The organism is Desulfosarcina sp. (genome assembly GCF_041551955.1).
Classification (GTDB): Bacteria; Desulfobacterota; Desulfobacteria; order Desulfobacterales; family Desulfosarcinaceae; genus Desulfosarcina.
This window is the reverse complement of record NZ_JBFELV010000321.1, coordinates 1-5,780: the sequence shown is the minus strand read 5'-3', so window position 1 is coordinate 5,780 and position 5,780 is coordinate 1. Positions and strand designations below refer to the sequence as shown.

The window sequence follows — 5,780 nt, the reverse complement described above, 5'->3', positions numbered from 1 at the left end:
CGTCTTTGATTTTTTCGGCATCGACAGCCAGGCGCATCTGGCCATCGCTTACTGGAGCGGCCTGGCCGTCGGACTGGCCGCCTTTGTCGGCGTACTGCTCCTGCTGCGGCGACGCCTGACCCATCCGCGCGTCCAGGCGGTGACTCGGCTCAACGACACCATCACCATCGGCGCGTTGGTGGTCGTCATCGGTGCCGGGCTTTTCAACGTGTTATTCGGGCATTTCAACGTGCTGGATACCGTCGCACCCTGGATCCGCGGGATCGTGACCTTCACACCGGATGCCATGCTGATGAAAGCGGTGCCCTTAAGCTTCAAGATTCATGTGATCGCGGCCTGGGCCCTGCTCGGTTACTCCCCATTCAGCCGCCTGATTCACATCTGGAGCCTGCCGGTGACCTATTTTTTCAGAAGCCACATCCTGTTTCGTCGTCGGGTGCCGAATCCCGGACTACCTACGTCTATCCGCTGAACCGGTTGTCGACCGATCTTTATGTGTGGGTGTAACGTTTGGCTGAAACGTGTGAGGTGATTCCGATGAACGATGATGACAATGTCTGCTATGCAAAATCCAACCCTCGGGAAGCCCTGACCTGGTCGACCATCGCATTTTTCGGCGGATTTGCGGGTGTATCCGCCTTTGGCCCCATTGTGCCTATTCTGAAGCAGACCTTGTCGCTGAGCCCGTTGCTGATGGGACTGCTGGCAGCCAGCCCGGCCTTGACCGGCTCTTTGCTGAGAATTCCGTTCGGCGCCATGGTGGATCGAACAGGCGGGAAGAAGCCGATCCTGATTCTTCTCACCATGGCCATCCTCGGTGTAGCCGGCATCACCCTCATGTTCGGTCTGTTTCCCGAACCGCAACCCGCCCACTATCCATTTTTTCTGCTCTTCGGTATTTTGAGCGGCTGCGGCATTGCCACGTTTTCTGTGGGCATCCCTTCGGTTTCCTATTGGTTTCCACAGCGGCAACAAGGGTCGGCACTGGCCATCTATGCCGGCATGGGAAACCTGGCCCCGGGTCTGTTCGCCCTGCTCCTGCCGTCGCTGGTCGTCTGGCTGGGATTCACCATCTCCTATGTGCTCTGGCTGGGGATCCTTGTGCTGCTGGTCGTGCTGGTCTATATTTACATGCAGGATGCCCCCTATTTTCAATACCGGGAAATGGGGCTTGACATCGACCCGGAAGCCCTGCTGCTGGCCTGCGGGGAAGAGCTGCTCCCTTCAGGCAACGCCATGGATTCGATGCGTAAGGCCGGATCCGACTGGCGCACGTGGGTGCTGACCTATTTTTATTTTATCACCTTTGGCGGGTTTATCGCCTTGACGGTCTGGTTTCCGACCTATTGGTCAGAGCTTTATGCCGTCAGGCTGGTTCAGGCAGGTCTGCTCACCGCCCTGTACTCACTTTCGGCCAGTCTGCTTCGTGTACTGGGCGGCTACGCTGCCGATCGCATCGGGGGAGAAAAAGTCACCCTTCTCTCTTTTGCAATCGTGGCAGCCGGTGCGTTGTTGATGACCCTGTCAGGCCGGTCGATCGAGGGGGCGGTGGTCGGTGTACTCCTTCTGGCGTTGGGTATGGGGTTTGCCAATGCCGCCGTCTTCAAACTGGTGCCCAAATACAGCCCGGCCGCAGTGGGCGGCGCTGCCGGAATCGTCGGTGGTTTAGGTGCGTTCGGCGGATTTGTCCTGCCCCCAGTGATGGGGATGTTCGTGAAGTTCAACGGTCCGGCAGGATACGCCCAGGGCTTCAGCGTGTTTCTGGTATTGTCACTTCTGGCAATCGGTTTTATTGTTCTATTGACACGCCAAGCACCGGTAGGTGAAGCAACTAAACCATCACTCAGCAAAAAATAAGCGATTTGGCTTCTTGTACATCAGCGAAAGGAGACGCGCATGGATTTAACTACTTCCTATTTGGGCCTGAAACTTGATAATCCCATCATTGCCGGTAGTTCCGGGCTAACCGATTCGGTCGAAAAGATACAAAAACTTGCTCAGAATGGCGCTGGAGCGATCGTTCTGAAATCCATCTTCGAGGAAGAAATCGTTTTCGAGCATGAAGATATTTTGAAGGAAGCGGAAGCCGACGGCGTCAACCTGGATCAGTTCGACTACTACGATTTTCATTTGAAGGGTGAAAAAGTAAAAAAATACATCGACCTGATCCAAGAATCCAAAAACAAGGTCTCCGTCCCAATCATCGCCAGCATCAATTGCGTCTATTCTCACGAATGGATATCCTTTACCCAACAGATCGAAGAAGCCGGTGCCGATGCCGTCGAGCTGAATATGTTTTTTTTGCCGTCGGATTTCAGCCGATCCAGCCAGGAACAGGAAAGCATGTACTTTAAAGTCATTGAACGGCTATTGGAGTCTGTCTCCGTCCCGATCGCGCTTAAGATCAGCTATTATTTTTCAAGCCTTGGCCAGATGATTCAACGGCTGTCCAATTCGGGCGTTGCGGGTCTGGTCCTTTTCAATCGTTTCTTCAGCCCTGATATCGACATTGACAAGCTGAAAATAAAGCCCTCCTTTGTATACAGCACGCCGGCGGAACTGGCTATCTCGCTGCGCTGGATCGCCATCATGGCCAACAAAGTGGGTTGCGATCTGGCTGCGTCAACCGGCGTTCATGACGGCCATGCGGTAATCAAACAACTTCTGGCAGGCGCCAAGGCGGTCCAGGTGGCGTCCAGCCTGTATAAAAATGGCCCGGAACACATTCGCACCATGCAGGACACCTTGAAAAAATGGATGGCCGACCATGATTATACAAGCCTCTCGGACTTTCGGGGCAAGATGAGCCAGGAGGCGGCGAGCAATCCCGCAGTCTTCGAACGGGTTCAATTCATGAAGTATTTCAGCTGAAGATGAACTCGTAAAAAATCGCATTTCCGACGGATTCGTAAAAAGCCCGAGATCAAGGCTTGTGATCCCTAAGGAATGAGGCGTACTTACGGTACGCCGCAGTGACGAAGGGTGAAGCGTAACGCAGACATCGGGATTTTTTCGAATCCGTCAGCTGAAGGAGGCCCGCTATGAACAATACGCCCAAAACCGCAAAACCAAAGGACCGCAATTTCCGATCATCCATATCCGTATCCAATAAAGAAGTCTGCGAGGATGAGGCCTGTATCGGCAAAAGTGTGAATCCCACGACCGCGACGCCGGCAGAAGCGGCGCAACCGGATAAGCGCGGCAAAAAACCGTCGGGGACAAGTATGTCGGTGGGTGGCAAGGAAGCCTGCTCCGAAGATGCGTGCATCGGGAAAAAATGAGCATATGGTTTTGCAAAAACCTGGGTGACGCGATGTTGGCCTTCCAGGGTGTAGGCCGTGTTGAGGATGCCTTTCAGTCGGCATATGCCAACGCCGAGTGCCCCGATGACGCGGCAGTTTTCCTTCGCCATGAATCGGGGCGCCTTCATTGTGAAGCCAAGGTCTACTTCTCTCCCGCGTCGGCTCGCATCGCCGAAGTGCTTGGGGCTGAGCCATGCAAGCAACCCATAGAGGATGGCCTGAGCCTGCTGGTTGGTTCTCCGGCCGCATGGTCGGTGCTGTTCCCGGAGGGCGACTGAGAATCGATCAATAAAGACCACTGTTTACAAGGAAAAGGCTGGAAAGATGGTCCAACAAAAAGAGACGAATGAAAAAGAGAGCGCCGAGGCCTGGAGAACTTACTTGAAATCGTTGGAAAATTATTTAGATCAAGAGGAGAAGGCAATTGATCGGGCATTTCAGCTGAATAGTACGTGCACCGATGAATTATGTGAAACGACCGAAGAAGTTATTGATGAATTAACCAAGGCCATATTTTCTGTCAGCGAGCCTCGATGGATCACCCCGGAAGACGCCAAGCGGATCAAAACCTTAAAGCGGAGAGCCCAAGATCTATATGCCAAGTATAAGAACGCTGCAAATCGATAGGCAATGAATGCCCTACCCCACTGCAAGCAGCGGGGTAGGCGTAATGAGAACGATCAGTTCTTCCATATTTTTAAGTAGGTCAATCCCGAAGCAATCACCATCGGCACGACACCGACGACGATCAGGATCACATGCGACGGCATGCTGACCCATTCCAGCGCTCGAATCCGGTCCGAGCCGATGAATTCAAGACTGCGGGCATGCCAATAACCATTTTCAAGTACGTCCCAGATCTGCAAAATCCCCTCCGGAAACAGATTGGTAATCACCATCAACGCCAACCCGATGTTCATCCCCCAGAAGGAGAATTTAACGAATTTTTCCGGCCCTGTCCACTGTTCATCCGTCAGCACGTGGCGCAGGCCCAGGACCAGCAGCGCCATGGCCAGCATGCCGAATGCGCCCAGCAGGGCGGCGTGCCCATGATTCAGGGTCAGGATGGTGCCCGCCTCGTAGTAGCTGACCACCGGCATATTGATCAGGAACCCGAAGATGCCGGCACCCACAAAATTCCAGAACCCGACGGCCATTAAAAAATAGAAGGCCCACTTGTGGGGGATGTTTTTCTTGGGTGCCCCGGTGGTGTCCCCGGTACCGGTCAATTTGACAAAATCCCAGGCGTCCAGGGTCAACAGGGTCAGCGGCACCACTTCGAGCGCCGAGAACATGGCTGCCAAGGCCATGGTAAAGTTGGCCTGTCCGGTCCAATACCAGTGATGCGCCGTGCCGATGATGCCGCCCGCCAGAAAGAGGATGGCGTCCATGTAGATGACCCGCACCACATTGATGCGCCTGACCACCCCCAACTGGTAGAAGGTTACTGCAACCAGAATGGTTACGAAAAGCTCAAAGAACCCTTCCACCCACAGGTGGATGATCCAGAATCGCCACATGTCCACCACCGTAAAATTGGTAGTGCTGCCGAAAAAAAAGGCCGGTAGATAGAAAAAGGGGATCGAAGCCGCACCCGCCAAAAACAGCAGCGAAATCTCTCTTCGCTCCGGGTCTTTCAAAACCGGTGCGAGCACCCGGTAGAGCAGACCCATCCAGAAGCTGAGCCCGACGACCAGGATAACCTGCCAAAATCGCCCCAGCTCGAGGAACTCCCAGCCCTGGTGGCCAAACCATGACCAGAATCGCCCAAACAGCTGATTGATGCCCGCCAGTTCGCCCAACAGGCTGCCGACCACCAGTACCACCAGCGCCCAGAAGAGCACGTGCACACCCACGGCATGCCCACGCGGTTCCTCCCGGCTTATTGAAGAGGCCAGCAACAGACCCCCGGCTATATAGGCCGTGGCGATCCAGAATATGGCCAACTGAAGGTGCCAGGTGCGTAAAATATTGCTCGGTAAATATTGGGCCAGGTCGATGCCATAGAAATTTCCGGGATCGGCGCGATAGTGGGCCAGGGCGCCACCGATCATGACCTGCGTTAAAAAAAGCAGGGCCACAATCACAAAATACTTGATCGTCGCCTTCTGCCCCGCGGTAGCTTCGCCGGCCAGCATTTTCGGATAGACACCATCAGGACCGCCTTTCCATCCCAGGTAGTCGAACTTGCCGAAAACAACCAGCACACAGGCCAGTCCGGCCAGCAGCATGGCCACGCTCAATGCGCTCCAGAGTACCGCATCGCTGGTCAGAACGTTGCCCACCACCGGGTCATAAGGGAAGTTGTTGGTATACGAATAGGGCTTGTCCGGTCGATTGGCGACACTGGCCCAGGCCGTCCAGGCAAAGAACGCCGTCAGCTGATGGATCTCTTCAGGGTCGTCGATATAGTTGTCGGGAAGGCCCGAATTGACTATCGGGTGCTTGAAATAATCGGTCCAGACCGTGAGCTGCCTT

Annotated in this window: 7 protein-coding genes; 6 read left to right on the top strand and 1 reads right to left on the bottom strand. The window is 54.6% G+C overall.

What is annotated here, in order from left to right; translation table 11 throughout:
• The 6 genes from ABYV26_RS19060 to ABYV26_RS19035 form a co-directional block, all read left to right on the top strand.
• Nucleotides 1-472 (top strand): respiratory nitrate reductase subunit gamma (locus tag ABYV26_RS19060; RefSeq protein ID WP_372682944.1); only part of this gene is annotated, 472 nt, incomplete at its 5' end.
• A gap of 65 nt (nucleotides 473-537) precedes the next feature.
• On the top strand, nucleotides 538-1,857 hold the full coding sequence (locus tag ABYV26_RS19055; protein ID WP_372682943.1) for a nitrate/nitrite transporter: 1,320 nt from the start codon (nucleotides 538-540) through the stop codon (nucleotides 1,855-1,857).
• 39 nt (nucleotides 1,858-1,896) lie between these two features.
• Complete coding sequence (locus ABYV26_RS19050; protein WP_372682942.1) at nucleotides 1,897-2,871, top strand: dihydroorotate dehydrogenase-like protein; 975 nt, start codon at nucleotides 1,897-1,899, stop codon at nucleotides 2,869-2,871.
• Nucleotides 2,872-3,041: 170 nt separating this feature from the next.
• Nucleotides 3,042-3,281, top strand: a complete 240-nt coding sequence (locus ABYV26_RS19045; RefSeq protein ID WP_372682941.1) for a hypothetical protein — start codon at nucleotides 3,042-3,044, stop codon at nucleotides 3,279-3,281.
• Nucleotides 3,278-3,580, top strand: coding sequence for a hypothetical protein (locus ABYV26_RS19040; RefSeq protein WP_372682940.1), 303 nt, complete (start codon nucleotides 3,278-3,280; stop codon nucleotides 3,578-3,580). The genes ABYV26_RS19045 and ABYV26_RS19040 overlap by 4 nt, the downstream gene beginning before the upstream one ends.
• A 46-nt stretch (nucleotides 3,581-3,626) precedes the next feature.
• A complete protein-coding gene (locus ABYV26_RS19035; RefSeq protein ID WP_372682939.1) occupies nucleotides 3,627-3,929 on the top strand; it encodes a hypothetical protein in 303 nt (100 codons plus the stop codon).
• A gap of 53 nt (nucleotides 3,930-3,982) precedes the next feature.
• Here the strand turns inward: ABYV26_RS19035 and ABYV26_RS19030 are convergent.
• Nucleotides 3,983-5,780: cbb3-type cytochrome c oxidase subunit I (locus ABYV26_RS19030; RefSeq protein ID WP_372682938.1), on the bottom strand; the 1,798-nt coding region annotated here is incomplete at its 5' end.